24 protein-coding genes are annotated in these 25,322 nt (G+C 58.5%); 11 read left to right on the plus strand and 13 right to left on the minus strand.

The window, feature by feature from the left end; all coding sequences use genetic code 11:
• The first annotated feature begins 108 nt into the window (after positions 1 to 108).
• The gene (locus ACYJRZ_RS02255) at positions 109 to 369 is read left to right on the plus strand and encodes a hypothetical protein (RefSeq protein WP_459456906.1); all 261 of its coding nucleotides are present in this window, start codon (positions 109 to 111) and stop codon (positions 367 to 369) included.
• Positions 370 to 422: 53 nt separating this feature from the next.
• Here the strand turns inward: ACYJRZ_RS02255 and ACYJRZ_RS02260 are convergent, their stop codons facing one another.
• Entirely contained in the window at positions 423 to 1,577 is a 1,155-nt protein-coding gene (locus ACYJRZ_RS02260; RefSeq protein ID WP_459455673.1) for a hypothetical protein, read from the minus strand.
• Between the two features lie 77 nt (positions 1,578 to 1,654).
• Positions 1,655 to 2,143, minus strand: coding sequence for a tRNA (cytidine(34)-2'-O)-methyltransferase (locus ACYJRZ_RS02265; protein WP_459455675.1), 489 nt, complete (start codon positions 2,141 to 2,143; stop codon positions 1,655 to 1,657).
• 394 nt (positions 2,144 to 2,537) lie between these two features.
• On the opposite strand from ACYJRZ_RS02265, the gene ACYJRZ_RS02270 reads away from it, so the two are divergent.
• Positions 2,538 to 4,391 carry an ABC transporter ATP-binding protein gene (locus ACYJRZ_RS02270; RefSeq protein ID WP_459455677.1) on the plus strand — a complete coding sequence of 618 codons (1,854 nt, stop codon included), beginning with the start codon at positions 2,538 to 2,540 and terminating at the stop codon, positions 4,389 to 4,391.
• Positions 4,392 to 4,496: 105 nt separating this feature from the next.
• Here the strand turns inward: ACYJRZ_RS02270 and ACYJRZ_RS02275 are convergent, their stop codons facing one another.
• Positions 4,497 to 5,108 carry a LysE family translocator gene (locus ACYJRZ_RS02275; RefSeq protein WP_459455679.1) on the minus strand — a complete coding sequence of 204 codons (612 nt, stop codon included), beginning with the start codon at positions 5,106 to 5,108 and terminating at the stop codon, positions 4,497 to 4,499.
• 835 nt (positions 5,109 to 5,943) lie between these two features.
• Between ACYJRZ_RS02275 and petA the strand changes: the two genes are divergently transcribed.
• The 4 genes from petA (at position 5,944) to ACYJRZ_RS02295 (ending at position 9,364) form a co-directional block, all read left to right on the plus strand.
• Positions 5,944 to 6,522, plus strand: a complete 579-nt coding sequence (gene petA / locus ACYJRZ_RS02280) for a ubiquinol-cytochrome c reductase iron-sulfur subunit (protein WP_459455681.1) — start codon at positions 5,944 to 5,946, stop codon at positions 6,520 to 6,522.
• Between the two features lie 14 nt (positions 6,523 to 6,536).
• Positions 6,537 to 7,817, plus strand: a complete 1,281-nt coding sequence (locus ACYJRZ_RS02285; protein WP_015340625.1) for a cytochrome b — start codon at positions 6,537 to 6,539, stop codon at positions 7,815 to 7,817.
• Between the two features lie 21 nt (positions 7,818 to 7,838).
• Positions 7,839 to 8,705, plus strand: a complete 867-nt coding sequence (locus ACYJRZ_RS02290) for a cytochrome c1 (RefSeq protein ID WP_459455684.1) — start codon at positions 7,839 to 7,841, stop codon at positions 8,703 to 8,705.
• 116 nt (positions 8,706 to 8,821) lie between these two features.
• Entirely contained in the window at positions 8,822 to 9,364 is a 543-nt protein-coding gene (locus ACYJRZ_RS02295) for an adenine phosphoribosyltransferase (protein ID WP_459455686.1), read from the plus strand.
• A gap of 47 nt (positions 9,365 to 9,411) precedes the next feature.
• Here ACYJRZ_RS02295 and ACYJRZ_RS02300 read toward each other — a convergent pair whose 3' ends face one another.
• Both ACYJRZ_RS02300 and ACYJRZ_RS02305 read right to left on the minus strand, forming a co-directional pair.
• A complete protein-coding gene (locus ACYJRZ_RS02300; RefSeq protein ID WP_459455688.1) occupies positions 9,412 to 9,879 on the minus strand; it encodes a MaoC family dehydratase in 468 nt (155 codons plus the stop codon).
• Positions 9,876 to 10,340 carry a MaoC family dehydratase gene (locus tag ACYJRZ_RS02305; protein WP_459455689.1) on the minus strand — a complete coding sequence of 155 codons (465 nt, stop codon included), beginning with the start codon at positions 10,338 to 10,340 and terminating at the stop codon, positions 9,876 to 9,878. Before ACYJRZ_RS02305 ends, ACYJRZ_RS02300 begins: the two co-directional genes overlap by 4 nt.
• A gap of 185 nt (positions 10,341 to 10,525) precedes the next feature.
• Between ACYJRZ_RS02305 and ACYJRZ_RS02310 the strand changes: the two genes are divergently transcribed.
• Complete coding sequence (locus ACYJRZ_RS02310) at positions 10,526 to 11,650, plus strand: hypothetical protein (RefSeq protein ID WP_459455691.1); 1,125 nt, start codon at positions 10,526 to 10,528, stop codon at positions 11,648 to 11,650.
• 122 nt (positions 11,651 to 11,772) lie between these two features.
• On the opposite strand, the gene ychF is transcribed toward ACYJRZ_RS02310, so the two are convergent.
• From ychF to ACYJRZ_RS02325, 3 genes are all read right to left on the minus strand, one after another.
• A complete protein-coding gene (gene ychF / locus ACYJRZ_RS02315; RefSeq protein WP_459455693.1) occupies positions 11,773 to 12,876 on the minus strand; it encodes a redox-regulated ATPase YchF in 1,104 nt (367 codons plus the stop codon).
• Between the two features lie 156 nt (positions 12,877 to 13,032).
• A complete protein-coding gene (prfH, locus tag ACYJRZ_RS02320; RefSeq protein ID WP_459455695.1) occupies positions 13,033 to 13,650 on the minus strand; it encodes a peptide chain release factor H in 618 nt (205 codons plus the stop codon).
• Complete coding sequence (locus tag ACYJRZ_RS02325) at positions 13,643 to 14,863, minus strand: RNA ligase RtcB family protein (protein WP_459455697.1); 1,221 nt, start codon at positions 14,861 to 14,863, stop codon at positions 13,643 to 13,645. The genes prfH and ACYJRZ_RS02325 overlap by 8 nt, the downstream gene beginning before the upstream one ends.
• A gap of 317 nt (positions 14,864 to 15,180) precedes the next feature.
• Here ACYJRZ_RS02325 and clpS point away from each other — a divergent pair, with 317 nt between their 5' ends.
• Positions 15,181 to 15,492 (plus strand): ATP-dependent Clp protease adapter ClpS, encoded by a 312-nt coding sequence (gene clpS / locus ACYJRZ_RS02330; protein ID WP_459455699.1) that lies wholly within the window; start codon positions 15,181 to 15,183, stop codon positions 15,490 to 15,492.
• Positions 15,493 to 15,507: 15 nt separating this feature from the next.
• Here clpS and ACYJRZ_RS02335 read toward each other — a convergent pair whose 3' ends face one another.
• The 5 genes from ACYJRZ_RS02335 to ACYJRZ_RS02355 all read right to left on the minus strand — a co-directional run bounded on the left by ACYJRZ_RS02335 (position 15,508) and on the right by ACYJRZ_RS02355 (position 20,737).
• On the minus strand, positions 15,508 to 15,969 hold the full coding sequence (locus ACYJRZ_RS02335; RefSeq protein ID WP_459455701.1) for a GNAT family N-acetyltransferase: 462 nt from the start codon (positions 15,967 to 15,969) through the stop codon (positions 15,508 to 15,510).
• 1 nt (position 15,970) lies between these two features.
• A complete protein-coding gene (gene pth / locus ACYJRZ_RS02340) occupies positions 15,971 to 16,690 on the minus strand; it encodes an aminoacyl-tRNA hydrolase (protein ID WP_459455703.1) in 720 nt (239 codons plus the stop codon).
• A 73-nt stretch (positions 16,691 to 16,763) separates the two neighbouring features.
• The gene (locus ACYJRZ_RS02345) at positions 16,764 to 17,495 is read right to left on the minus strand and encodes a substrate-binding periplasmic protein (protein WP_459455705.1); all 732 of its coding nucleotides are present in this window, start codon (positions 17,493 to 17,495) and stop codon (positions 16,764 to 16,766) included.
• A gap of 14 nt (positions 17,496 to 17,509) precedes the next feature.
• Positions 17,510 to 19,876, minus strand: coding sequence for an EAL domain-containing protein (locus tag ACYJRZ_RS02350; RefSeq protein ID WP_459455707.1), 2,367 nt, complete (start codon positions 19,874 to 19,876; stop codon positions 17,510 to 17,512).
• A gap of 243 nt (positions 19,877 to 20,119) precedes the next feature.
• Complete coding sequence (locus ACYJRZ_RS02355; RefSeq protein ID WP_459455709.1) at positions 20,120 to 20,737, minus strand: 50S ribosomal protein L25/general stress protein Ctc; 618 nt, start codon at positions 20,735 to 20,737, stop codon at positions 20,120 to 20,122.
• A gap of 298 nt (positions 20,738 to 21,035) precedes the next feature.
• Between ACYJRZ_RS02355 and ACYJRZ_RS02360 the strand changes: the two genes are divergently transcribed.
• The 3 genes from ACYJRZ_RS02360 (at position 21,036) to ACYJRZ_RS02370 (ending at position 25,310) form a co-directional block, all read left to right on the plus strand.
• On the plus strand, positions 21,036 to 22,478 hold the full coding sequence (locus tag ACYJRZ_RS02360) for a hypothetical protein (RefSeq protein ID WP_459455711.1): 1,443 nt from the start codon (positions 21,036 to 21,038) through the stop codon (positions 22,476 to 22,478).
• 110 nt (positions 22,479 to 22,588) lie between these two features.
• Positions 22,589 to 24,049, plus strand: coding sequence for a hypothetical protein (locus tag ACYJRZ_RS02365; protein WP_459455713.1), 1,461 nt, complete (start codon positions 22,589 to 22,591; stop codon positions 24,047 to 24,049).
• A 25-nt stretch (positions 24,050 to 24,074) separates the two neighbouring features.
• Positions 24,075 to 25,310, plus strand: coding sequence for an MFS transporter (locus ACYJRZ_RS02370; RefSeq protein WP_459455715.1), 1,236 nt, complete (start codon positions 24,075 to 24,077; stop codon positions 25,308 to 25,310).
• Positions 25,311 to 25,322 lie beyond the last annotated feature (12 nt).

Below are 25,322 nucleotides of genomic sequence, written 5' to 3' on the forward strand. Positions count from 1 at the left end.
GGAATATCAGCAAGATTGCGGCGCAGCCAGTGCAGCTACGCCGCAGGAAAATCGACTCGCAAATTTCACACTGCGGTATTATGTTCCCTCTCTCAAAGGCGAGGTTTTATCATGAAGATACCCGGACCGCCGCCCCTGGATGGGTTGAGAAACAGAATATTCCGTTATCGGCAGGACCATCCCGCCGGTCGAAAGAGCGAATTCGTTCGCGAGACCTTTTGTCTCAGTCGCCCCGAAGCGCGCGAAAAGGCGCGTGAATGGTTCAACGAGTTCCCGAAAGCTGCCTATTGGACCGAAGTCGAAAGCTGGCGTCAGGTTGACGGCGATCGCATCGAATTTACCATGCGGCGCTTGCCATCAGCGGATTGAACCGGACGCTTAATCGCATGTCCGGACAACCGGCTTGGCGTGCCGTAGCCTGCTCAACGCGGCATGGGTGGCTGTGGATCATCTAATGTGCCGGATGCGGGAAGCTGAACTCCTAGCTTGGCGTCTGCGGAGAAGGCCTTCTTCACCCTCTCGATCGTGACCGTGTCGCCGCCGCCCAGTCCCGCAGGCGTGAGGCGCTTCGTCTCTCGTGTTGTCGGCGGCTCGGTCGCGATCTCAAGGTTTGCCGCTTGGTGTTCTTCAGCCTTCTGATCTGCAGCGATTGGCGATCCCGCCAAGATCTCCATCAGCGTGGTTGTCACTGGCAGGTGGCCGCCCAAGTCGGTGTTCGTATGATGCCACGCTTGGGGAATGCGCCGATCGGCATGAATGAATGCTCGGGAGTTGATCTCGCCGAACCAGTCCCATTCGCCCATGACATCAACAACATCGGTGAAGGCAGGCGGCATGGCGATGCGCGTGCCGATCGTCACGATCTTCGCACGCCGCGCCAAATCGGCGACCCGCCCTTCGTCCTCTTTCCAGAGGTTATGCAGTGCAGCTGACAGAACGAGATTGCCCTTGGAGTGGCCAGTGAGCAGGCGGAAGGAGAGGCGGCGGTCGGCAAGAAGCGCTTGCACGGTTCTGGTGTCGAGGCTGGTGCGCGCCGCCGTGTCGGTCTGCACTCCGACCTTGGGCCGGCCGGCAAGATCATCGAGGCTTTCGAGGAGCGGCCGCAAGCCTCTGAGATGGCCGAAGAAAAACAATCTGCCGAAGGTCTCGGTGATGACATCGGCGAGACCATAGCCCGAAACCACGACCGCGACCGGTGCGTCCACCGCATCGGCCACGTTGCGGGCGAAGGCGGCAGCCCCAAGTGCCGAACCGCCGATGCCGGCGACTGCGAGCGCCCGTGCCTCGGTGCCGCCGCGCAGGACGAATTCATCGATGGTTTCGCATAGGGTGAGTGTGCCAAGGCCGCTCGGCGGCACGAGCAGGATCGCGCCTTCAGCAGCGAGCGAGTCGCTGATGTAGAAGGCTTCCTCGGGTGTGATGACTTTGACGTCGTAGAAGAGGGCGTCGAGGGCGAGATTGCGCTGGCGCAGGCCTTCGAGAGCGAGGTTGCGTGCCGGTGAATGCTGCAGCCGTTCGGGTAGACTCAGCGTGCGTGCGAATTGCGTCAGGGAAAGCGTGAATGCCGTCTGGAACATGGGTCACCTCGCCAAGGTCGCCTGAGTTAGAGCATTCCAAGGCGAAGCTTCTCACACTTTATCCGGCGTGCCAACGGCTATTCGGGTGCGACATTCAGGCCCGGTACAGACCATTGTGTCTGCCGTAGCGCTTCCCCCGATATCATGGCCGCGGACATGGCAACATTGATCGAGCGCTGGCCCTCGACCATGGGGATCAGGATGCGGCCGTCAGCTCTCTCGTGCACGTGCTCCGGCACCCCGGCGCTTTCGCGGCCGAAGAGGAGAATATCGTCGTCGCAATAGGCAAAGTCGGTATAGCGCTGTGCCGCTTTCGTCGAAGCGAGCACCAGCCGACGTCCGCATTCCTGCCTCCATGTCTCGAAGCGTTCCCAATTGACATGCCTGGTCAGGGTGACGGCGGCAAGATAATCCATGCCAGCGCGCTTCAGATTGCGGTCGGATATGTCGAAGCCGGCTGGCTCGATGATGTCCACGCCGAGGCCGAGGCAGGCAGCAAGGCGCAGGATCGTGCCGGTGTTGCCGGGAATGTCGGGTTGGTAAAGGGCGATGCGGAGCTTGGTCATATGCTGCAACTAGCGAAATCGCCCCGATTTGTCTCCGGTTTTTCCTGGATCCCTTTATTCCGGTGATGTCTCCCATCAGCAGAATTGAAGGATTTAGCCCATTTTTCAGGCATATTTCGCTTTTCAAATAGGAAAAGTCGCGCTAAAAGACGGGCGCTCTACAACTTGCGAAAGAAGGAGGCTCAGATGGATATCTTGTTTATGATGCTGCGCCTCGGTGCCGTGAACCCGCGGATTTGAAGAGCGCCAAAAGGCGCATATTCGCAAGTATCCCCCTTCCTTAAGTCATTGCGCGGCCAGCATGGCCTCGTCGTTTTACCGCCCGACCACCATATGAATCTGCGATCTATGCGAGCAGTGGGTGGTCGAAGGGTCGAGTCTTTGGAGCATTTCAATGTTTAGCTGGTTCGAACGCCGACTAAATCCATTTCCGAGCGAGGTGCCGGATACGCCGCCGCGCGGCCTTTTCGCCTTCTGCTGGCATTATTCCAAGCCGGCTCTGCCATGGCTGATCGCCATGAGCATCCTCACCATGTCGATCGCGATCGGTGAGGTGGCGCTGTTCCAGTTCCTCGGCGATATCGTCGACTGGCTGACACATGCGGATAAGGCGACCTTCCTGCAGACGGAATGGCACAAGCTGTTCTGGATGGGCGCCATGGTGTTGATCGGCTTGCCGGCTGCGGCGATCCTCGACAGCTTCATCATGCACCAGGTGCTGCTCGGCAACTATCCGATGATTGCGCGCTGGCAGATGCACCGCTTCCTGCTGCGCCACAGCATGACCTTTTTCGCCAATGAGTTCGCCGGCCGCGTCGCCACCAAGGTGATGCAGACCTCGCTTGCCGTGCGCGAGACGGTCATGAAGATCCTCGACGTCTTCGTCTACGTGTTCACGTACTTCCTGTCGATGATCCTCGTCATCGCGGCGGCTGACTGGCGGCTGATGATTCCGATCCTGGTCTGGCTTGGCGTCTATGTCGCCATCGTGGCCTATTTCGTGCCGGTACTGCGCAAGATCGCCGCGCAGCAGGCGGATGCGCGTTCGATGATGACGGGCCGTGTTGTCGACAGCTATACCAACATCGCCACGGTGAAGCTGTTCTCGCATGCGGGCCGCGAAGAGACGTATGCAAGGGCCGGCATGGAGGAATTCCTCGATACCGTGCACAAGCAGATGCGCAAGGTGACGCTGTTCCACGCCTCAGTTTATTTCAACAACTGCGCGGCGCTGTTCATCGTCTCGGCTCTGTCGATCTGGTTCTGGCTCAGCGGCTCGATCTCCGTCGGCTCCATCGCCATTGCCATCGGCCTTGCCATGCGCGTCAACGGCATGTCGCAATGGGTGATGTGGGAAGTCTCGGCGCTCTTCGAAAACATCGGCACCGTCTATGACGGCATGGAGATGATGACGAAGCCGCACGATATCGTCGACAAGCCGGCGGCGCCGCCAATTGTTGCCCAGCAGGGTGCGATCCGCTTCGATCACATTCGTTTCCATTACGGCAAGGCGAAGGGTGTCATGGAGGATCTGACCCTCGATATTCGCGCCGGCGAAAAGGTCGGCCTTGTCGGACGCTCCGGTGCCGGCAAGACGACGCTGATGAACCTGCTGTTGCGCTTCTACGATCTGGAGGGCGGCCGCATCACCATCGACGGCCACGATATCGCGGGTGTCACGCAGGACAGCCTTCGCTCGATGATCGGCGTGGTGACGCAGGACACGTCGCTGCTGCACCGCTCGATCCGCGACAACATCGCCTATGGTCGTCCGGACGCGACCGATGAGGAAATCATTCAGGCGGCCAAGCGTGCCAATGCCTGGGACTTCATCGAGGGGCTGGTCGATATGCATGGTCGCAGAGGACTCGACGCGCAGGTCGGCGAGCGGGGTGTGAAGCTCTCCGGCGGCCAGCGCCAGCGTATCGCGATCGCCCGCGTCTTCCTGAAGGATGCGCCGATCCTGGTGCTCGACGAGGCAACCTCGGCGCTCGATTCCGAAGTGGAAGCAGCGATCCAGGAAAACCTCTTCGCGCTGATGCACGGCAAGACGGTGATTGCAATCGCCCATCGCCTGTCGACGCTGACCGAGATGGACCGCCTCGTCGTTCTCGACAAAGGCCGGATCATCGAGATGGGCACACATCAGGCGCTGGTCCAGCAGGGCGGCATCTACGCCGAGCTCTGGAGCCGTCAATCCGGCGGCTTCCTCGCCGACCACGAAGAGGTCGAGGCGGCAGCCCAATAATGGAATGGACGCTGGGGCGCCTAAGTGCCCCAGCTGTCGTTTCCCTGATTGCCTGTTTTTCAGAAATCCAAAACGTAACGAAAAGCTGGAAGACGCCGCTGCGAACTAACGGCTCGCAAGCGCCAGCTGCACTGCGAGCATTCCGAACGCGGTTGCGAAGCTTCGGCGCATCCAGGACTGAACGGTTGGATTCGAGACGACATGGTGGCGCAAGTAGGCCGCGAACACACCGTAAGCCGCGAAAATGATGAAGGTGAGCGCCATGAAGACAAGGCTGAGTTTCAGCATCAGCATGATCGGGCTTGTCTGATCCGGCGTCACGAATTGAGGCAGGAAGGCGAAGAAGAAGATCGACAATTTGGGATTAAGCAAATTGATCAGGATTGCCGAGCCAATCACCTGCCGCGCGCTCTTGTCTGTCGGTGTGCTGTCAATGCGCAAAATACCCTTCTCCAAAAACATCGAGCAGGCCATATAGAGCAGATAGGCCACCCCCAGCCATTTAAGCGCTTGAAACGCCATGGCGCTGGTGTGCAGGAGTGCGGCGAGGCCGCTTATCGCCGCAAGCAGATGCGGGATGATGCCAAGCGTGCAGCCGAATGCCGCGACCATACTCGCCCTTGCGCCGCCTGATAATCCGGCAGCAAGCGTGTAGATCGCGCCGGTGCCGGGAGATGCCACGATGATGAGGGTCGTGATCAGAAACTCGATGTTCATGCAACAGCCCCCACGGAAGAGCGGAATATCGGCGGCAAGGCTTGAGCCGAGGTGTCGGCGGCTGATCCACGCGAGATTTGCTGGTGGGCTTTCAGCGGAGCTTTGTCGACGACGAGAGCCGTCGCCGCACGATTTCGCGCGGTGAAATATTCGGCCCGCGGGTTTGTCGCGGGCAGGGTGCGGATCGACCGGGGATGCTGTCGACACATCGCGTCGGCTTGGGGGAAAATAGGGCGCATGGCTCTCACTCGATAATGGCTTGCGGCAATATCGAGGCATCGCGTTTTCCGGTCTTGAATGAAATTGCAGTGCAACCGGCATTTCGCGCCCGACGCTCAATGCACCGGCTCACGACCGTTGCCAATTCGACTGGTCGATCCAGGTCCTGTTTTAGAGTTCTTGCTGGGTTGCAGGGAATATGGCGTTCACTGATAAATCGCGCACGAAATTCGGGCTGCGTTCAGGTGAGAAAGGAGAGGTTGAGATCGGAATTCCGAGGAGTTTTCATTGTTTTTGTTGCTGTTCGGCATTGTGCTGATCGCTTATTTCGCGTCGCGCCAGAGAAAAACGCTGCAGAATTCCCTAATTTTTCATGCGCTTAACTTCTCTCCCCGGAGAAAGGGAGGATTGAGCTCCAGCCTTGCGACGCATTAACGCAGTTTTGCCGCGACATTGTGCCCTGACCCCTTGCCAAGACTGGACATAATTTGCGATCAAGCTTAGAACGCAGCGGGTTACGGAGGAATCTATGGCGGAATTATGGTCGCATTGATTCGCCGTTCGTGAGAGGGGTACTGCGGCTTTGCCGTGGTTTGCGGGAAGAGGATGTGCAGCTTTGAGCGAGCATAGTACGACAGTTGAGTCCAGTGGCGAGCCGACTCGTCGCGATTTCCTTTATTTGACGACAGGTATGGCCGGTGCGGTGGGCGCAGTTGCCGTCGCGTGGCCGTTTATCGACCAGATGCGTCCGGACGCATCGACACTTGCTCTTGCATCCATCGAAGTCGATGTGTCGAGCCTTGAGCCCGGCATGTCGTTGACGGTGAAGTGGCGCGGTAAACCCGTCTTCATCCGTAACCGCACTCAGAAAGAAATCGACGATGCCAAGGGCGCGCAGCTTTCGGACCTGAAGGATCCGATCGCTCGCAATGCCAATCTTCCGTCCGATGCACAGGCAACCGACGTTGCCCGTTCGGCCGGCGAGGGCAAGGAAAACTGGCTCGTCATGATCGGCGTCTGCACCCATCTCGGCTGCATTCCGCTCGGTCAGGCGGGGGAATATGGCGGGTGGTTCTGTCCCTGCCATGGCTCGGTCTACGACACCGCTGGCCGCATACGCCATGGGCCTGCGCCGATGAATCTTGCGATTCCGCAATATACGTTCACGTCGGAAAAGAAGATCAAGGTCGGTTGAGGGGGAGCTGAATCATGAGTGGTCATTCGTCTTACGAGCCATCGACAGGGCTCGAGAAATGGGTAGACGCGCGGCTTCCGCTGCCGCGCATGGTCTATGACAGTTTTATCGCCTATCCGGTTCCGCGCAACCTGAACTATGCCTATACGTTCGGCGCCATGCTGGCGGTCATGCTGGTCCTGCAGATCCTGACCGGCGTCGTGCTGGCGATGCATTACGCGGCCAACACGGCGATTGCGTTCAACTCGGTCGAAAAGATCGTCCGCGACGTCAATCACGGCTGGCTGCTGCGCTACATGCACGCCAACGGCGCATCTTTCTTCTTCGTGGCCGTCTACCTGCACATTGCCCGCGGCCTCTACTACGGCTCCTACAAGGCGCCGCGCGAAATCCTCTGGATTCTCGGCGTGATCATCTACCTCCTGATGATGGCGACCGCCTTTATGGGTTATGTGCTGCCCTGGGGGCAGATGTCCTTCTGGGGAGCGACCGTCATCACCGGCTTCTTCTCGGCCTTTCCATGGGTCGGCGATTGGATCCAGACCTTCCTGCTCGGCGGCTTCGCCGTCGATGATCCGACTCTCAACCGCTTCTTCTCGCTGCATTACCTGCTGCCGTTCATGATCGCCGGCGTCGTCATCCTGCACATCTGGGCGCTGCATGTGACCGGCCAGACGAACCCGACCGGCGTCGAAGTCAAGCTGAAGACCGACACGGTCGCCTTCACACCCTATGCGACACTGAAGGATGCGCTTGGCGTTTCAGTCTTCCTGCTGGTCTTCGCCTATTTCGTCTTCTACCTGCCGAACTTCCTCGGTCACGCCGATAACTATATCCCGGCCAACCCGCTGAAGACGCCGGCCCACATCGTTCCGGAATGGTACTTCCTGCCGTTCTACGCGATGCTGCGCTCGATCACCTTCAACATCGGCCCGATCGACTCCAAGCTTGGCGGCGTTCTGACGATGTTCGGCGCGATCATCGTCCTGTTCTTCCTGCCCTGGCTCGATACGTCGAAGATCCGTTCGGCCGTCTATCGCCCCTGGTACAAGCTGTTCTTCTGGCTGTTCATCGCCGATGCCATCCTGCTTGGTTGGCTCGGCTCGCAGCCGGCAGAGGGCATCTATACCACGGCTGCGCAGTTCGCGACGCTGTTCTACTTCCTGTTCTTCCTGGTCATCATGCCGATCCTCGGGATCGTCGAGACACCGAAACGCATTCCGAATTCCATTACGGAGGCGGTTCTTGAGAAGCAGGGCGGCAATAAAAAAGACACCGTCGCGATGAGCGCCTGAGCGGTTGGAAGGAAGAAAACGATGAAAAAGATTGTTGCCGGCCTCCTCTCGCTTGCCCTGATCAGTGGTGCGGCCACTGTTTCCGCGATTGCCGCGGAAACGAAGCCTGCCGCGGAAGCCGAGACACCGCATTATCCGTTGAAGGAGCCGCGCGAGCAGCATTGGACCTTCTCCGGCCCGTTCGGCTATTACGACAAGGCACAGCTTCAGCGCGGCCTCAAGGTCTATACGGAAGTCTGTTCCGCCTGCCATTCGATGAAGTTGGTGGCTTACCGCACGCTGGAAGACCTCGGCTATTCGGAAGCCCAGGTGAAGGCCTTTGCCGCCAACTACGAAGTGCAGGACGGGCCGAACCCTCAGGGCGAGATGTTCACCCGCAAGGCGCTTCCGTCTGATCATTTCAACTCGCCGTTCCCGAACGACGAGGCGGCTGCAGCCTCCAATAACGGGGCAGTGCCGCCCGACATGTCGCTGCTTGCCAAGGCACGCGAAATCGAACGCGGCTTCCCACGGTTCATTTTCGATATCTTCACGCAGTATCAGGAAGGCGGGCCGGATTATATCTACTCGCTGCTGACCGGCTACGAAGAGCCGCCGGCCGGTTTCAAGGTGCCGCAGAACTCGCATTACAATCCGTATTTCGATGCGGCTGCGACCTTTGCGATGCCGAAGCCGCTTTCCGACGGCCAGGTGACCTATGACGACGGCTCGCCGCAGACCGTGGACCAATATGCGCGTGACGTGGCGGCATTCCTGATGTGGACCTCCGAACCGCATCTGGAAGATCGAAAGCACCTCGGCTTCATGGTCATGGTGTTCCTGCTGATCTTCTCAATCTTGATCTATCTCACCAAGCGCTCCGTCTATGCCAAGGCAGGCGCTCACTGAGCATTGCGACGTTTCAATGAAAGGGCGGCCCGTCGAGGCCGCCTTTTTTGTTGGTATAGCGCCCCGGTCTTGATAGGGTGCGGCCGGCCCTATCATAGCCTGAGAGTACATATTTCATGAACACTATCGCTTCGGAGCTCGCCGCCAGCATCCGTTCCATTCCGGACTATCCCAAGCCCGGTATTATTTTCCGCGACATTACGACGATGCTTGGCGATGCCCGGGCGTTTCGTCGCGCCGTGGATGCGCTGGTGCATCCCTTTGCTGGCTCCAAGATCGACAAGGTTGCCGGCATGGAAGCGCGCGGTTTCATCCTTGGCGGCGCGGTGGCGCACCAGCTATCGTCCGGCTTCGTGCCGATCCGCAAGAAGGGCAAGCTGCCGCACGATATCGTTCGCATCGCCTACAGCCTGGAATATGGCGTTGATGAAATGGAGATGCATCGCGATGCGGTCAATCCAGGTGAGAAGGTCATCCTGGTGGATGACCTGATCGCGACCGGCGGTACCGCCGTCGGCGCCACCAAGCTCCTGCGCCAGATTGGCGCCGAGGTGGTCGCCGCCTGCTTCGTTATCGATCTGCCTGACCTTGGCGGCCGCAGAAAGCTTGAAGAGCTTGATGTGCCGGTGCATACGTTGGTGGAATTCGCCGGGCACTAAATGGCCGGAAGAAATGACCGGGCCGCTCCGAGCGGCCCTGCAATTTACTATTCAAAAGCCAGCACGCTGCTTTCGAAGCGCAGGGCCGGGGCGCCGTGCTGGTTCACTCCGTCGCAGGCGAGCGTGTAGAGTGTCCAGCCAGGACGCGAAGCCAACGGGCGGCTGCCGAGGATCGTGACGCCATAGCTGATCGTGTCGCCGGCAAAGACAGGCCGCAGCCATTGCAGGTTCTTGAAGCCGGGTGAGGGGCCGAGGTTGGGCGGCGTCTTGCCTTCGGCAATCAACCGGGTCTGTTCGGACTTCCAGAAATCCACGAAGTTACGCATCCACATGGAGCAGCTATGCCAGCCCGAAGCGCAGAGACCTCCGAACAGGGAGTGCCTGGCTGCTTCCGCATCCATATGGAAGATCTGCGGATCGAAGCGCGAGGCAAAATGGACGATACCCTCAGGCGTGAAGGTATGGCTGCCGATATCGATACGTTTGCCGACAGCGTAGAGGTCGCTCATCTTCATGCCGAAACCTCCGCGACGCTGCGCATGCGGATCATAACGGCGTTCTCTCCGAGGCAGACCAGTTCGCCGCGCTGATTCTCGACCTCGTGGCGAAACTTGACAATGCCCATGCCTGGGCGAGAACGCATGGCGCGTATCTCGATGACGATGGACCGGCCAGAGAGTGTATCTCCGGCCAGAACCGGCTTCTTCCACTCCATGAAATCGATGCCGGGCGCGCCCTGGGCATCGGTGGCAAGGAGATAGGAGTCGCACATCATGCGCATGAACATGGACGAGGTGTGCCAGCCGGAAGCGGCAAGGCCGCCGAGAATGCTGGCACGGCCGGCTTCCTCGTCCAGATGCATCGGCTGCGGGTCGAACTCCTTGGCGAATTCGATGATCTCCACCGCCGTTACATGTTTTGGGCCCAGCGGAAATTCCCGCCCCGGCTGGAAATCTTCGTAGACGAATTTCGTCATGTCCTCTGTCGTCCTCCACGTCTCGTTTATCGGCAATCGCATAGCCCGTGGCGGTGGCGCAAGCATTTTCACGGTCAATATAAGGAAGGGACGACGATGACCGTCCATTGGTCGTCGACAGCCCTTGATTGTATGCCTGCGATATGTTGAGGCTTGGGTAGTCGCAAGATGGTATGAGAGCTAGAATGAGCGAACTCAAAGTCGCACTGGAAGAGGCAGCAGGCGCGGGGATTATCTCCTCCAGCCAGGCTGAGAGATTGCTGCCCTATCTGGCTGAGAAGAACATTGGTGCGTTGCCGACTGGGCGAGGGCTCTCGGCACCGCGTTTTCCGGATGATCCCAACCCTCTTGAAGATACGGAAGCGCCGCGTTTCGTTCGAGGCTTTCACGATGTGCTCATCACCATCGGTCTCGTCGTTCTGCTCATCGGGCTATGGGGGCTGGCGAACCGTTATGCGCCCTTGCTGGCAATCGTCGTCCTGGCCGAGATCCTGGTGCGCCGACAGCGGCTGGCGCTTCCGGCCGTGGTCTTGACCGTCGCGCTCGTTGTCTGGGTTCTCTACATGGTGGTCACCTATGTGAGTTCCACACCGACGCTGAGCGATAATTTTACGATCGGCGCAATCGTCCTAGTGGCGCCATTCCCGCTGTCGTTGGCATTGTTTTACTGGCGCTACCGCGTGCCGTTGTCGCTGGCTTTATTCCTGTTCTCGTTATTTGGGCTATTTCTCGCGGCGGTCTTCTATATTGCCGGCACGGTAACTGGCTCCGCGAATGTGCCGGCGGATTACCCCATCCAGACGATGATGATCTTGCTGGTGACCGCTCTAGGCAGCTTTGTGTTGGCAATGCGCTATGATCTCAGCGATCCGCAAAGAGTTACGCGCCGGTCCGACGTGGCCTTCTGGCTGCATCTCGCAACGGCGCCGGCTCTGCTTTATTCGACGATCCTCTTGGCCTTGCGCCTCGAGCTCGCCAGCAGCGGCATCGTCTTCACCAATCTTACCGATGCCCTCTTCGGGGGGTATCTGCAGGCGGTGACCGTCCTCGTGGCGGTGCTGGTGATGATGCTGATCGGGCTTGTCATCGATCGCCGCGCCTTCGTGACCGCCGGCCTCGTATCGCTGGGCTTGGCGACGGCAGCCATCCTCAGGCACAACAATGCCGGACTCGATAAAGTCGGCTTCCTGGTGTTGATGATTGTAGGGCTGGTCGTGCTTGTGATCGGCATCGGCTGGCCCGATCTGCGCCGTCTTATCGTGCGGCGCCTGCCCGCCGGCATGCAAGCGAGATTGCCAGCACTGAGATAGAGCTTTTCCGCTTTTCTTCGAATCGCGAAAACGCTCTATCTCTTTATTTTAACGCAATTCCGGACGGAAAACCGTTCCGCCCTTTTCCTGGAATTGCTTAGGCGCCAGCAAGATAGAAGCCACTAGGTGTTGAAGCGGAAGTGAATGACGTCGCCGTCCTGGACGACATATTCCTTGCCTTCGTCGCGTGCCTTGCCGGCTTCTTTCGCGCCGGTTTCGCCGTTGTAGGCGATGTAATCATCATAGGCGATCGTGTTGGCGCGGATGAAGCCGCGTTCGAAATCCGAATGGATCACGCCGGCCGCCTGCGGCGCCTTCGTGCCCTGTTCGATCGTCCAGGCACGCGTTTCCTTCGGGCCTACGGTGAAATAAGTGATGAGGTGGAGGAGCTTGTAGCCGGCGCGGATCAGGCGGTCGAGACCAGCTTCATCGAGGCCGAGCGCGGAGAGGAATTCCTTTGCCTCTTCGTCGGGCAGCTGCGCCACTTCCGCCTCGATGGCGGCGGAGATGATGACGACTTCCGAATTCTGCTCCTTGGCCATGGCAGCGACTGCCGCCGTATGCTCGTTGCCGTTTGCCGCATCGCCCTCGGCGACGTTGCAGACGTAGAGCACCGGATGCGAGGTCAGCAGGTTCAGGCTCTTGAGGATGCGGATCTCTTCGGCATCAAGCTTCGAGAGGAGAGTGCGAACTGGCTTGCCTTCCTGAAGCAGCTTCAGCGAGGCTTCCATGATCGGCAGCATCGCCATGGATTCCTTGTCCTTGCCGGTGGCGCGCTTGCGCGTCTGCTCGGTGCGGCGCTCAAGGCTCTCAAGATCGGCGAGCATCAGCTCGGTCTCGATCGTCTCGGCATCGGCGACGGGATTAATGCGGCCCTCGACATGGGTGATGTCGCTGTCTTCGAAGCAACGTAGCACATGCACGATGGCATCGACTTCGCGGATGTTGGCGAGGAACTGGTTGCCGAGGCCTTCGCCCTTCGACGCGCCGCGCACGAGGCCGGCAATATCGACGAAAGAGATGCGCGTCGGGATCAGCTCCTTCGACTTGGCGATGTCGGCGAGCTTGCGCATACGCGGATCGGGAACCGCGACTTCGCCCGTGTTCGGCTCGATCGTACAGAACGGATAGTTCGCCGCCTGCGCCGCCGCCGTCTTGGTCAGCGCGTTGAACAGAGTGGACTTGCCGACATTCGGCAGCCCGACGATACCGCATTTGAAACCCATGGCACCTTGTCCATATCTTGAAAATCTTTAGCAGTGCCTATGGGGGAAGGGCCGTTGCGGGTCAAGTCTTGTGCGGAAAGCGAGCCGCTTTTTCGGCGAAAAGGCTTGGTCCGAAGCGGAAAGCGCCCGCCCGGTGGAGACCGGGCGAAACATTTTTCAAAGTCGGAACACCTTCACTTCGTTGCCGCGCTCCAGCTCCTTGTTGGCAAGGAAGAGGGCGGTCTTGGCATTCTGCTTCTGCCGTTCGGCCAGCACTTGCAGTATTGCTTCCAGTCGCCGCACGGCCAGCGCCTTGTTCCGATGCTGGGAGCGCTCATCGCGGCAGGTGACGGTGATGCCGGTTGCGATATGTGTGGCCCTGACGGCGCTATCCGTAGTGTTCTGATGTTGTCCGCCAGGACCACCGGCACGCAATGTCTCGAAACGGATATCCTCCCGTTGGACGGTCGGCATTTCCTGCGTCGTGTCGGGGAGTTCGATCTGCTTTATGCCGACGAACCAGTTTTGCCGCTTGTGTCCGGGTCTGATCCTGCTTTTGAAAATGAAGCGGATCGAGCCGCAATAATCCGAGGCGAGGTTCTTTGCCTGCACCCCGCGCAGCGTGATGATTGCCGAAACCGGGCCGTGTAGATCGGGTGCTCGGGATGCGGCAATCTCGATCTCGCAGCCTTTTTCGCAGGCTTCGCGCTCTAGAATGGACAGCAGGGACTTCAGCGCGACCCGGCATTCCGCCGGGCCGTTGCCTGATGTTGCGAGAAGGTGAATGTCAGGCATTCCAGCGCCTCCCATTTGCTCTGCGGTCTCGTGTGCGATCCTGTTTCGGTTCCTCGTGATCGACGCTGACCTTCTTGTAGGTAATCAGCGGCTTCATCGATGCGAGGGGCCGGATGAGCCCATGTTCGGCCAGATCGGCGATGACCTGGTCGGCATTCTTGTAGGCGCCGGCGGCCTCTTCGATCGCGAGTTTGCGATCGTCGCAGATTGCGATGCCGCCCCACGGGTTGCGCAGCAACGCTTCCCGTTCCGAACGAGTTTTGCCTGTGCGGCCATGCATGTTACGACGGTCGTATTTCCGGCCGGCTCCGTGCGAGATCGCAAAGTGAGCCTTCGATGCCGCCGGAAGCGGTTCGACGACATAGCTGAGGCTAGCCCTGGAGCCGGCAATCGGTGCGATCGCGGAACCCTGAACGGCACCCGCTCCCTTATAATGGACGTAGCCACCTTCGGACGCCCGCACTAGATTGTGCGGGATATCGGCAACCAGCCGGATGTCCGCTCGAAGGACCGCAGCGGCACGCTGCGCGATCATACGGCGATTGAGCGCTGCCCATTCGACGCAAAGATCGTGAAGCATCAGCCATTGCTCGCCGGCGCCGGATAGCGGATCGAGGCCATCGGCCATGCTACCGCTCTCGGCGACCGTTCGGCTGAATACCTTGGCTCCCAGATCGCGTGAGCCGGTATGAACGAGCAGATAGAGCTTCTGCTTGTCCAGCCATTGGCTTGCATCACCGTCAAACAGATCCTCGACTGCCTGCACTTCGCAAAAGTGGTTGCCGCCACCGATGGTGCCCAGCGTTCCCGCGCCGAATTCGAAACCGAACGACGGATCGACGTTCGGCGTGTGTGGAACGTCGAACTCGACGCTTTCCAGATAGCGCAATGCGTCAGCCGCCTTGTCGAGTTTGAACTTGCGCAGCGGCAAGTCGAGTTCGAACAAGCCCATGCCACATCCGATATCCGTGCCGATCAGCTGTGGATAAACCCTTGATGCGAGCGCGGCCATGCCGACCGGTCCGTACTTGCCGGGATGAAGATCGGGAAAGCCGGCGACCGAGCGCATGCCGGGAAGACTTGCGGTCTCCCGGAGCTGTTCCAGCGCGGCCCCTTCGATCCAGGACTTCGATGTAAAGTAATGCATCACCGCGGCAGCTGCCTGACCGCAGAGCATGTCGATGGGACCAGAGGCCCCTATGGAATTGCCCATGAAAATATTCCCAGTATGGGTCGATCTCTCGGCGTCAACGCCGATTGAAAAAGCTCATGGCAGCGCGTCGACGCTGCTTAGGCTTGTGCCCCTAAGGGGCGCGATGAAGCTGTGCTCTTCATTTTTGTGCTCCCGAACCTGAGTAAATAGAAGGCGCTTTTATAAGCGAAACCGAACGAATTGCAAGCGGTGGTTTTGCTGCGCGGTATCGCCTGCCTTGTTCTTCTCCGCACGAGCATGCTTGAACGATGTGGTGCGGCGCACTATAATAAGGGCATTAGCTCAAATCCTTTTACCTGTCGTCAACGGTGATGCCGATGAGTGACAATGATGTTGTCCTTAAACCAAAGACTAAAACGAAGCCGAAGGTCGAGAGGCCGAAGCTGTACAAGGTGATACTCGTCAATGACGATTATACGCCGCGCGAATTCGTGACCATGGTGCTGAAGGCGGTGTTCCGCATGAGCGAGGATGCCGGTCATCGCGTCATGATGACGGCGCACAAGCTCGGTACCTGCGTGGTCATGGTTTCCGCGCGTGATATTGCCGAAACGAAGGCCCAGGAGGCTATCGATCTAGCAAAGCATGCCGGCTTCCCGTTGATGTTTACGACAGAACCGGAAGAATAGTGTGAGACGTTCTCGCTAGCCGGTGCGCCGGATCTGGAAGCCGGTTTTGTCCTTTTTGAACCCGCAATTGGCGTAGAAGCGTAGCGTTGCGGGGTCTTTCGAGCCGGTCAGAAGCATAGCTTTGTAGCAGTTTTTTTCCCAAGCGACCGCCACGGCCTTGCCGATCACCTTTCCAGCAAGGCCGCGCTGGCGGTAATCGGCATGGGTGACCACGTTTTCAATCAGAGCATAGGGCGCGCCGCCGCGTGTCAGATTGGGAATGACCACAAGCGTCACGGATGAGGTGGCTTTTCCACCGTCGAACGCCGCGAAGATGGTCATGGCCGGATGGGCCATAATGTCTGCAAAACGGCTTTCGGCAACCTGCGGGTCCAGGATCGGGTCTTCCGCGTTCAGATGCTGGTAGAGCGCAAGCAATGTCGGCAGGTCAGCTTTCTCGATTGGCCGGATGATTGTTTCGACTGCAGCGTCCGGCATGTCAATTGTCCTTCTTGCCGAACATCCTCTTCAGCATTTCCGCCATGGGTCCCGTTTCCGGGATTTTCGGCTGATTATGGTTCCGCGCCTGGTGGATATGCGACTTGGCGGTCGGCGCCTTCTTTTCCGGCTTCGGCGTGTCGTCTTCCGCCTTGCCGCCGAGGGCAAGCGCGATCTTGTTCATCAGCTGCGAATCCTCGCCGCGCACCAGCATGTCGGCATTGTCGGCGAGCGTGTCGAACAAGGGATCCAGCCAGTCCCTGTCCACTTTGGCGAAATCGCCGAGAACGTGATTGTGCACCAGCTCTTTGGCACCGGGATGACCGATGCCGAGCCGCAGGCGGCGGTATTCCTTGCCGCAATGGGCGTCGATGGATTTGATGCCGTTATGGCCGCCATGGCCTCCGCCCGTCTTCAGCCGTGCCTTGCCGGCGGGCAGATCGAGTTCATCGTAGATGACAACGAGATCGGATGGCTGGAGTTTGTAGAAGCGCATGGCTTCGCCGATGGCTTCGCCTGAGAGGTTCATGAATGTCTGCGGTTTGATGAGCAGCACCTTCTGGCCGCCGAGTTCGCCTTCGGCAATCTCCGCCTTGAATTTCTTCAACCAAGGCGAAAAGCTGTGGCGGCGATAGATCGCATCCACGGCCATGAACCCGATATTATGGCGATTGCCCTGATACTTGGCGCCCGGATTGCCGAGGCCGGCGATGAGAAGCATGAGCTTCACCCCTTGGAAAACACCGATGCCCTTCACCACAGCGATTTGACGCCAAAGTCAAGGTGCCATGAGCTCAGTCACCGAGGCGAAGACCGTACTTCAGGAAAATCTGCCGCTGCGTGCCATTTGCGATCAGCATGTCGAGCGCCGTCTGCATTCTGCCTTGAAGATCGGCGGGAAAATTCTTCTGGCATGCAATACCCATGGGCTGCTGGGAAAGGATCGTCACTTTCTCGATCGCATTGCCTTCCTTACGCAGCTTGTCGAAATAGAATTCCGAGATCGGCATCAGGTCGATACGATCGCTCATCAGCTTCTTAAGCGTCGCTTTGAAATCGCTGCCGATGTCGATCCGCGGGAAATCATTTCGGCGCAGGATCGTTTCCGTATAGTCTTCGCGCCAGGTACCGACGAGATATTTCTTCGCTTCGGCGATGGTCGTTGCGGCAACCTTCGAGCCGCTATGTTTGATGAGAACGTTACGGTCGATCAGCAGCGGCTGTATCCATTTGAAGAGCTTGTCGCGTTCCTCATTATGCGCAGTCACGAATACGCAGGTCATGGGTTCCGCCAGAGCCTGGTTGTAGGCTCTCGCCCAGGGCAAGACATCGATCGTATAGTCGACCCCGATGTCGGCCATAAGCCTTTGTATCTGCTCGGTGGCTGCGCCGACGGGTATCTTGCCTTCGCGATAGTTGAACGGCGGATATTCCTCGGTGGTGAAGTGAACGGTTTCGGCGTGGGCCGGGAAAAGACATGAAAACGAAAGCAGGCTGGCGGCGATTATGAACAGCAGCCCTCGCATCCGGCCCTCCATCGCTATGACGCCTGCGCCACGGGGGAAGAACGGTCTTGCCGCAGGCTTGCCAGCGTCTTCATCAGGTTGTCAGGGTGCAGCGGGCGATAGAAAAGATAGCCTTGGCCATAGTCGATACCCATCGCGCGCAAAGTTGCACATTCCTCTTCCGTTTCCACGCCTTCGGCGATTACCGTACAATTCATCTTGTGTGACAGGGTGGTAATGCTTTCGACGAGCATGCGGCTCTTGGCGCTGACATCGGAGGCGGTATCGTTGATCGCGCGGATGAAGGATTGGTCGATCTTGATGATATCGACCGGGAAGCGATTGATATAGCTCAGCGAGGAATAACCCGTGCCGAAATCATCGAGCGCGATGCGGCAGCCATAGCGGCAGATCTCATTGATGACCATACGCGTCTCGGGATTGTCGTCCATCAGCACGGCCTCGGTGATTTCCACGACGATACGCCGGGGTGCGATTTCGTAGCGTGACAGCAGAGCGGCAATGCGCAGCGGCAATTCGGATTCGAATTGCAGCGGCGAAAAGTTGATGGCGAGATAGGTATCCTGCATGCCTTCGATCCGCGAGAGGCGTGCAAAATCGGCGATGGCCTTCTCCATGATGCGGTTGCCGATGCGAATGATCGAGCCGGTCTCTTCGGCAACCTCGATGATGCGACCAGGGGGCAGGATGCCTTTCTGCGGGTGATGCAGGCGCATCAGCGCCTCGAAGCCAGCGATCGAACGGTCGTCTATATTGACGACGGGCTGCAGGTAGGCTTCGAACCAGTCTTCGCTGAGGCCGGTTTCGATATGGTTCTCCAGTTCGGCGCGGCGGCGGGAATCGTCCAGCATTCCGTTGTCGAAAATCTGCGCGCCGTTCTTGCCATCGCGCTTCTTGGCATACATGGCGATATCGGATTTCAGCAGCAGTTCGGCTGCATTGGCGGCCTGACGGGGGTAAATCGCGATGCCGATGCTGGCGCTGAGGCGCGCATCGCCGATGAAGGGTGTCTCGAAGACCTCGGCGATGAGGGCCGCCATGTCGATTGCTCTTGCTTCCGCATTCTCGGCTAGAAGCAGCATGGCAAATTCGTCGCCGCCGAGGCGGGCGGCAATATCGCCCGGCTTAAGACACGTCTGCAGACGCGATACCAATTCGCGTAGCGCGGCGTCGCCGGCAGCATGGCCCATATTGTCGTTGATCCATTTGAAACGGTCGAGATCGATGAAGAGGCACGCAAGCTCGCGCTTGCGCAGGTCGGCTTCGTTGATCTTGGCATCCAGCGCGCTCTCGAAGCCCTGGCGATTGAGAAGGCCGGTCAGATGGTCGGTAATTGCCTGCCGCAGATTGCGGTCTTCGGACTGCTTGAGCTCCGTCACATCGGTCATGACGGAGAGAGACAGGCCATCCTGGATCGCGGTTGTCTCGAGGATCAGAACATCCATGACCCGCCCATCTCGGCAGAGGAATTTCACGGTCACGTCAATGCGGGCGGCGCTGTGGGTGTTGCCGCGTTTGCGCTCGATATATTGCGCGCGCGAATCCGGCAAAACCAGGCTTGCAAACTCGCGTCCGATCACATCGGCACGATCATAGCCCGTGGTGGCAAGCCAATAGTCGCTGACGGCTGCGATGCGATCGTCCTTGTCGAGCGAAAAGAGCATGGCGGGCGTGAGATTATAGGTGTCGGTCGCCCGGCGATGGGCAAGCTTCAGTTCGTTTTCCTCTCGCTGCAGCTTGCTCTGCATGTCGTTGAAGCTGCTGGCAAGCCGACCCATTTCATCATTCGACTGCCAGTCCACATGATGGCGCGAGCCGAGCCTTCGTGTCGCCTCGATGGCGTGCGTCAGCCGCATCAGCGGCTGGATGACGAAGATGCGGTTACCGATCAGCGCGGCACCGAACACAGTCAGAACGGCGAAGATGAAGATGGAGATGAAGACGATCTCCTCGCTCTTCAGACCGTCGAAAATGCCGAGCTTGGGGTAATAGACCGTGATGGTCCCGAGCCGCTTTGCACCATCGATGCCGTTATAGATGATCGGCCGGTCGATGGACTCCAGATTGCCCTTGTATGATTTCGGAATGGTCGATTGCGTGACGTCGAGCTGGCCGGAAAGATCGCGGACATTGACACGGACGATCGCGCCTTCCGCAACGGTCGTGGCACTGATCTGAGTTACGCTGTCTTCGTCCAGATCCCATAGCGGTTTTGCAAGGGCCTGGGCATTGGCCACGAGAAGAACGGTTATGTGATCCTTGATTTCCTTTTCCGCGCGTTCGGACGACAGAAAAAGGAAAAGCACGAAGAGTGGCGCCACGAAAATCAGTAGCGCACCACAAACGATCGCGAAAAACCTGTTTTCGACCGAATGGCCCATAATTTCGTTAGCTCCCCAGCCATAGACCAGCGGATCTTTGGAGACCGCTTTCTACAACTCTTTCGCGCAGGTTTTCATGAATCGGTTAAATGTTGCTGAAACTGTGGGGTTAATGGAAATCAATCGATAGTATAGATTCCAAGCCTTTATTACTTTTACTTTCTCTAATATTTATTTTTAGGCATAAAAAACCCGCCGTCCCAAAGGGCGGCGGGTCCCAATGCGTAGGCTTGAAGATGCCGATCAGGCGCTGGCTTCTTCGCCGCCTTCAGCTTCGTCTTCAGCAAGGCCGGCAGCCGGGGCAACGATCGTTGCGATCGTGAAGTCGCGGTCGGCGATGACCGGGGTCACGTTCTTCGGGAGCTTGACGGCGGAGATGTGGACGCTGTCGCCGCTCTTCAGACCCGTGAGGTCAACGGTGAAGAATTCCGGGATCGCATCGGCCGGGCAATGAACTTCGACTTCGTGACGAACGATGTTCAGCACGCCGCCAGCCTTGAGGCCAGGCGACTTCTCGTGGTTTTCGAAGTGAACCGGGATTTCGACAGTAACCGCCGTGTTGCCGGAAACGCGCAGGAAGTCGACGTGGAGCGTGAAGTCACGGACCGGATCGAGCTGATAGTCCTTCGGCAAAACCTTGATCTTCTTGCCGTCGACGTCGATCGTTGCGATCGTCGTGAGGAAGCCGCCGGCGTGGATGCGCTTCGTCACCTCATTGGTGTTGAGAGCGATGGAAATGGGGGCCTGCTTGTCACCATAGATGACAGCGGGGATCAGACCATTGCGGCGAAGTTCACGGGCGGACCCCTTACCAACCCGTTCGCGCGCCTCGGCCTTGAGCTCGTAGCTTTCGTGGCTCATAGCTATTCCTTTCGAGGTTATTTGGAGAGTTCATCCGTTCGACCATATGTCGCTTCAGCTGAACTGGAGGAGGGCGTGCCCTGCCTCATCCGCGTTGCCTCCAAGGGTGTCTACGCGGACGCGTGGCGTATAATACAAAGCAGCCGGAGGTGCAAGCACCCTGGAATCACGGCCTTGTGGTGACATTGCAACTGCCGCCGACAAGCCTGCGGCGCTGCTGTATCAACGACTTGACATATATCCCCGGCCCCATCAACAGTCGAATGCAATCGTTCTGGATCAAAAGGAGAGATCGGGCATGCGTTCCAGGGTCATCGCCGCCACGGTTTTTTCCATCGGTCTTGCTGGTGTCTCACACGCGGCCGACATGAACGAGCAAGGCGCCAAGGAGCTCCGCAACGTCCTCACCCATTCGCTTTCGCAGGACCTTGCCCGCAGCGATTTCGTGACCGTCAAGCCGGCGGGTGACCAATATGAGATCACCTATGATCTTGCGAAATTCTTCGACAAGATCAATTCGAGCGCATTTTCGGTGACGGGTTTCAAGCCGCTCTCTCTCTTCGCTCAGCCTATCGAGCAGGGACGGTGGCATGTGACGGGCGACAATAGCCTCGATGTCGCTCTGCATTCACCGACTTTGGATATTGCTTATTCGGTTGCATCCGACTCTTTCGACGGCATTTTCGACCCTACCATCGAAATGATGCGGTCGATGGGCATCAAGAGCAACGGCTTTAAGTTCTCGAGCGCTGGCAGCGGTGCGAAAAGCGGTCGCAAGATCGATGCGACCATCGACAGCGCCTCATTCGCGCATACGGTTACCGACAGCAGCGAAGCAGGTAAGGTCGACCTTCAATTGCAAGGTACGCTGCAGCGCTTGCATGAGCAGGTCACGGTGCGGCCGGATGCGGCGCCCGTCACTTTCAACGCCGATAGCATCGATACCAACCTTACTGCCACAAGCCTGCCGGTGAAGGAACTGCGTGCGCTTATCCGGTTCTTCGTTCAACACGTCAAAGCCAAGCAGCTTTCGCAAAGCGGCAGCGAAAAGTTCGAGCAGCTGGTACATCAAGCCCTGCCGGTTTTCGGTTCGCTCGGCAAGACCGTGACCGTGAACAATGTGCTAGTAGCAACGGAGAAGGGTAAGGTCGGCGTCAAGCGCATCGACTACAGTTTCAAGATGGACGGTCTGACCAAGGCTTCGAACGTCAACCTGGAGCTTAAGGCCGAGCAGTTCACGCCCGACGAGGGTCTAGTGCCGGCTGCCTTCATGCCCTTCCTGCCCGCGATGGTGGATGTTCAGCTCGGCGTGCCAAATATCAATTTTGCCGGTCTCATCGATGCCGGTCTCGATTCAATCGTCGCAAGGGAGGCGCCGGTATCCGGCGAGACTCTGAAACGCACCATGTTCCCAAGCGGCTATGGAACGCTGGAGTTCCCGAAGGTCAGTGCAAAGTCTGACGTCTACGATGTCGAGGTTTCCGGTGAGCTGAAGGGCTCAACCAAACCGCATTCCGGCATTTCGCTGCAGGCGACGATTTTGGCGCGGGACTTCGACAAGACGGTCGTCGCCATGCAGGAGGCCGCCAAGACTCTGCCTCGCTTGAATAGCGTTTCCTTCAGCCTGATAGCTGCAAAAGGTTTTGCAAAGACCGACACGGACGGCCGCCTGCGCTGGGACGTCACCATGGATGAAGACCGGACGGTGACGATCAACGGCCAGGTGATGAAGAAGCCTTGAAGTTTGGAGGCAAGCCCATGTATCAGGGCGGTGATAGAGTTCCATGCAAAAGGCCGATTGGCGTTTTCCAGGTTTCCACGTTTCTTTTCCATTATATTTGGGGGTGAATTATGCGTTTCAAAGCGGTTGCCGCGGCGGCTGTTCTCGCTGCCGGCGTGGCCGGCCTTGTGCAGGCAGCTAACGTCAGCGAGCAAGGTGCCAAGGATCTCTACGGCAATCTGACCTATTTTCTGCCGGATGATATTGCCAAGAGCGGTGCGATTTCGGTCAAGCCGGTCAGCACGCACTATGAAGTCACCTATGATGTGCAGAAGCTGCTCGACAAGTTGAACGTGAGCGATTTCGCCATCAGCGGCCTCAAGCCATTGATGATGCTAGCGACGCCGCTCGATAGCGGCCTCTGGAACATCGAAGGCAACAATGCCTTCGATATCACGGCGAAATCCAAGCCTGGCAGCGGCCCCGACAGCGAATTTCGCTATGCCTTGGCGTCATCGACCTTCCAGGGTGTTTTCGATCCGGCCCTTCATTATCTGCGTTCCATGGATATGAAGGGTACCGGCATCACCTTTACGACGAAGACCACCGACGAAGATAAAAGCGTCCAGAAGAATGACGTCACGGCCGATAGCATCGTCTATACTCTGTCATCGGCTGACAGCGGTGAGCCGGGCAGGCTCGACCTCAAGATGAACGGCAGCCTGCAATCGCTCCACGACAATATCTCGGCCAACGATGCGACGCTTGGGGAAATCAAGATCGCGGCGATCGACTTCAACGCTGGCGCGACTAAGCTGCCATTGAAGGCAGTGAATTCCCTGTTGCAGTTTGTCTCGGAACACAAGGATGAGAAGACGCTTTCCGATGCTGACAGCAAGGCGGTCAAGGCCCTGCTGATGGATGCGATGCCGATTGTCGGCTCCTTCGAGGAGTCTGTCGCGATCAAGGACATTGCGGTCACGACGCCATTCGGCAATGGCGGCCTGCAGAAGATGGGCTATTTCTTCAAGGTAGCCGGGCCGGCCAATGCTATGAACGCCGATTTCGGCCTGAATGCCGAGAAGCTTGCCCTGGAAACGGGCCTGATGCCTGAAGACTATGTCGCCTTCATTCCCGATACGGCCGATATACAGGTACAGGTGCCGAACCTGAATTTCTCCGCTCTGGCGGATGTGTTCCAGCAAGCCGATTTGAAAAACCCGGAGAGCGATAAAGCCCTGGACGAGAAGCTGCAGAAGGCCATGTTCCCCGACGGGACGATGACCATCAACTTCCCAAAGATCAGCGCCGTGTCGGGTCTCTATGATGTCGAGGCGTCAGGCAGTATGCGCGGCTGGCTGACCGAAAAGGACCGCGTCGCCATGAAGATGACGGTTCTTGCCCGAGATCTCGACAAGACGATCGCCGCCATCCAGGAGGCCGCAAAGACCAAGGAGGATCTGTCTCAGCTCTCCTTCGGCCTGATGATGGCCAAGGGCTTTGCCAAGACGGATGCCGATGGACGCTCGCGCTGGGATATCGATCTTTCCGACGACGGTCACGTGACGGTCAACGGTCAGGTCCTGAAGTAAGCCAGTTTGAAATCAGAATGCGATCATGTTTGTCCTGAAGCCGCTGAGCCAGCGCTCGATCTCTCTCTTATGGGCCGGCCAGGTACTGGCGGCTACAGGCTCCGAATTCTACATGGTCGCAGTCGTCTGGATTGCGGCCGACTTCATCGGCCGCGATGCGGGATATGTCTCCGCATTGCAGTCTGGTGGGCTGCTGTTCGGCAGCCTGTTCGGCGGTATCGTCACGGATCGCTGGCGGCATAGCACGACGATGATCACGGCCGATCTGGTGCGTGCGGCTCTATTGCTGGTATTATCGCTGGCGGGAATGCTGCATCTGATGAGCCTGCCGCTGCTGGTCGTGCTTGCCGGAAGCATCGCATTGCTGACGTCGACGTTCGACCCTTCGCTGCAGGCGACGCTGCCGACGATTGCGGTCGACGCCGAAGTCCGGCACGCGACCAACGGCCTGTTCGATGCCACCCGTCGCATGGCGCGCATACTCGGCCCGAGCCTGATCGCACTCGTAAACGGATTCCTACCGAAATCTCAGTTCTTCACGGTCACGGCTGCTACCTTCACATTGTCGGCGCTTGCCGTGTGGCTGGCAGTGGCGAAACTCCCGAGAGTGCCGCGGCGTCGGGATTTCTCCGGGATGGCGGCTGTGGTGGACGGCGTTCTTGGTGGATGGCGTGCAGCGCGGGGCCATGCGGCAATTCTCTATGGCCTCTTCACCAACCTGATGGGAAACGTTGCCTGGGCGATGGGGATACTGCTCGGCATGATCCTCCACCTGCGCGAAACCAGCTCCCACCCGCTCACGGACTACAGCCTGATGATGACGGCTTATGGCGTCGGCAATCTGACGACGAATCTGATCCTCGGCAGCGTCAAGCCGCGCCGGCCGGTGGTCTGGATCATCGCTTCGAAGCTCATTTTCGGATCTGGCGTTTTCCTGCTGCCACTGATGCATGATCGGATAGGCCTTATGATCGTTGCCTGCTTTGCGGCGATTAACGGTCCCTTCGAGAACCTTGCCACGCTGCACCTGTTGCAGACGCGCAGCGAGCCGCATCGCCTGGCGCAGGTCTATCGCCTATTGATGTGTGCGATCTTCACCGGTCTGCTTCTGGCCTATCTGATGTCGCCAACGCTGTTTGCATGGTTCGGCATCGGGCCTTCGATCATGGGATCGGGGGCGGCCGTCTTCATCTCGGGGCTGTTGGGCATTGGCCTTCTGGCATGGAAGCAGTCGCATCCCGTGCGTGCGAAGGCGAGTTGAGGCGGGCCCAAG

The organism is Rhizobium sp. No.120 (assembly GCF_054558365.1).

Coding starts and splice junctions, on each gene's coding strand:
- ACYJRZ_RS02260 (WP_459455673.1), bottom strand. CDS start 1,577: ATGTTCCAGACGGCATTCACGCTTTCCCTGACGCAATTCGCACGCACG.
- ACYJRZ_RS02265 (WP_459455675.1), bottom strand. CDS start 2,143: ATGACCAAGCTCCGCATCGCCCTTTACCAACCCGACATTCCCGGCAAC.
- ACYJRZ_RS02270 (WP_459455677.1), top strand. CDS start 2,538: ATGTTTAGCTGGTTCGAACGCCGACTAAATCCATTTCCGAGCGAGGTG.
- ACYJRZ_RS02275 (WP_459455679.1), bottom strand. CDS start 5,108: ATGAACATCGAGTTTCTGATCACGACCCTCATCATCGTGGCATCTCCC.
- ACYJRZ_RS02285 (WP_015340625.1), top strand. CDS start 6,537: ATGAGTGGTCATTCGTCTTACGAGCCATCGACAGGGCTCGAGAAATGG.
- ACYJRZ_RS02290 (WP_459455684.1), top strand. CDS start 7,839: ATGAAAAAGATTGTTGCCGGCCTCCTCTCGCTTGCCCTGATCAGTGGT.
- ACYJRZ_RS02295 (WP_459455686.1), top strand. CDS start 8,822: ATGAACACTATCGCTTCGGAGCTCGCCGCCAGCATCCGTTCCATTCCG.
- ACYJRZ_RS02300 (WP_459455688.1), bottom strand. CDS start 9,879: ATGAAGATGAGCGACCTCTACGCTGTCGGCAAACGTATCGATATCGGC.
- ACYJRZ_RS02305 (WP_459455689.1), bottom strand. CDS start 10,340: ATGACGAAATTCGTCTACGAAGATTTCCAGCCGGGGCGGGAATTTCCG.
- ACYJRZ_RS02310 (WP_459455691.1), top strand. CDS start 10,526: ATGAGCGAACTCAAAGTCGCACTGGAAGAGGCAGCAGGCGCGGGGATT.
- ychF (WP_459455693.1), bottom strand. CDS start 12,876: ATGGGTTTCAAATGCGGTATCGTCGGGCTGCCGAATGTCGGCAAGTCC.
- prfH (WP_459455695.1), bottom strand. CDS start 13,650: ATGCCTGACATTCACCTTCTCGCAACATCAGGCAACGGCCCGGCGGAA.
- ACYJRZ_RS02325 (WP_459455697.1), bottom strand. CDS start 14,863: ATGGGCAATTCCATAGGGGCCTCTGGTCCCATCGACATGCTCTGCGGT.
- clpS (WP_459455699.1), top strand. CDS start 15,181: ATGAGTGACAATGATGTTGTCCTTAAACCAAAGACTAAAACGAAGCCG.
- ACYJRZ_RS02335 (WP_459455701.1), bottom strand. CDS start 15,969: ATGCCGGACGCTGCAGTCGAAACAATCATCCGGCCAATCGAGAAAGCT.
- pth (WP_459455703.1), bottom strand. CDS start 16,690: ATGCTTCTCATCGCCGGCCTCGGCAATCCGGGCGCCAAGTATCAGGGC.
- ACYJRZ_RS02345 (WP_459455705.1), bottom strand. CDS start 17,495: ATGCGAGGGCTGCTGTTCATAATCGCCGCCAGCCTGCTTTCGTTTTCA.
- ACYJRZ_RS02350 (WP_459455707.1), bottom strand. CDS start 19,876: ATGGGCCATTCGGTCGAAAACAGGTTTTTCGCGATCGTTTGTGGTGCG.
- ACYJRZ_RS02355 (WP_459455709.1), bottom strand. CDS start 20,737: ATGAGCCACGAAAGCTACGAGCTCAAGGCCGAGGCGCGCGAACGGGTT.
- ACYJRZ_RS02360 (WP_459455711.1), top strand. CDS start 21,036: ATGCGTTCCAGGGTCATCGCCGCCACGGTTTTTTCCATCGGTCTTGCT.
- ACYJRZ_RS02365 (WP_459455713.1), top strand. CDS start 22,589: ATGCGTTTCAAAGCGGTTGCCGCGGCGGCTGTTCTCGCTGCCGGCGTG.
- ACYJRZ_RS02370 (WP_459455715.1), top strand. CDS start 24,075: ATGTTTGTCCTGAAGCCGCTGAGCCAGCGCTCGATCTCTCTCTTATGG.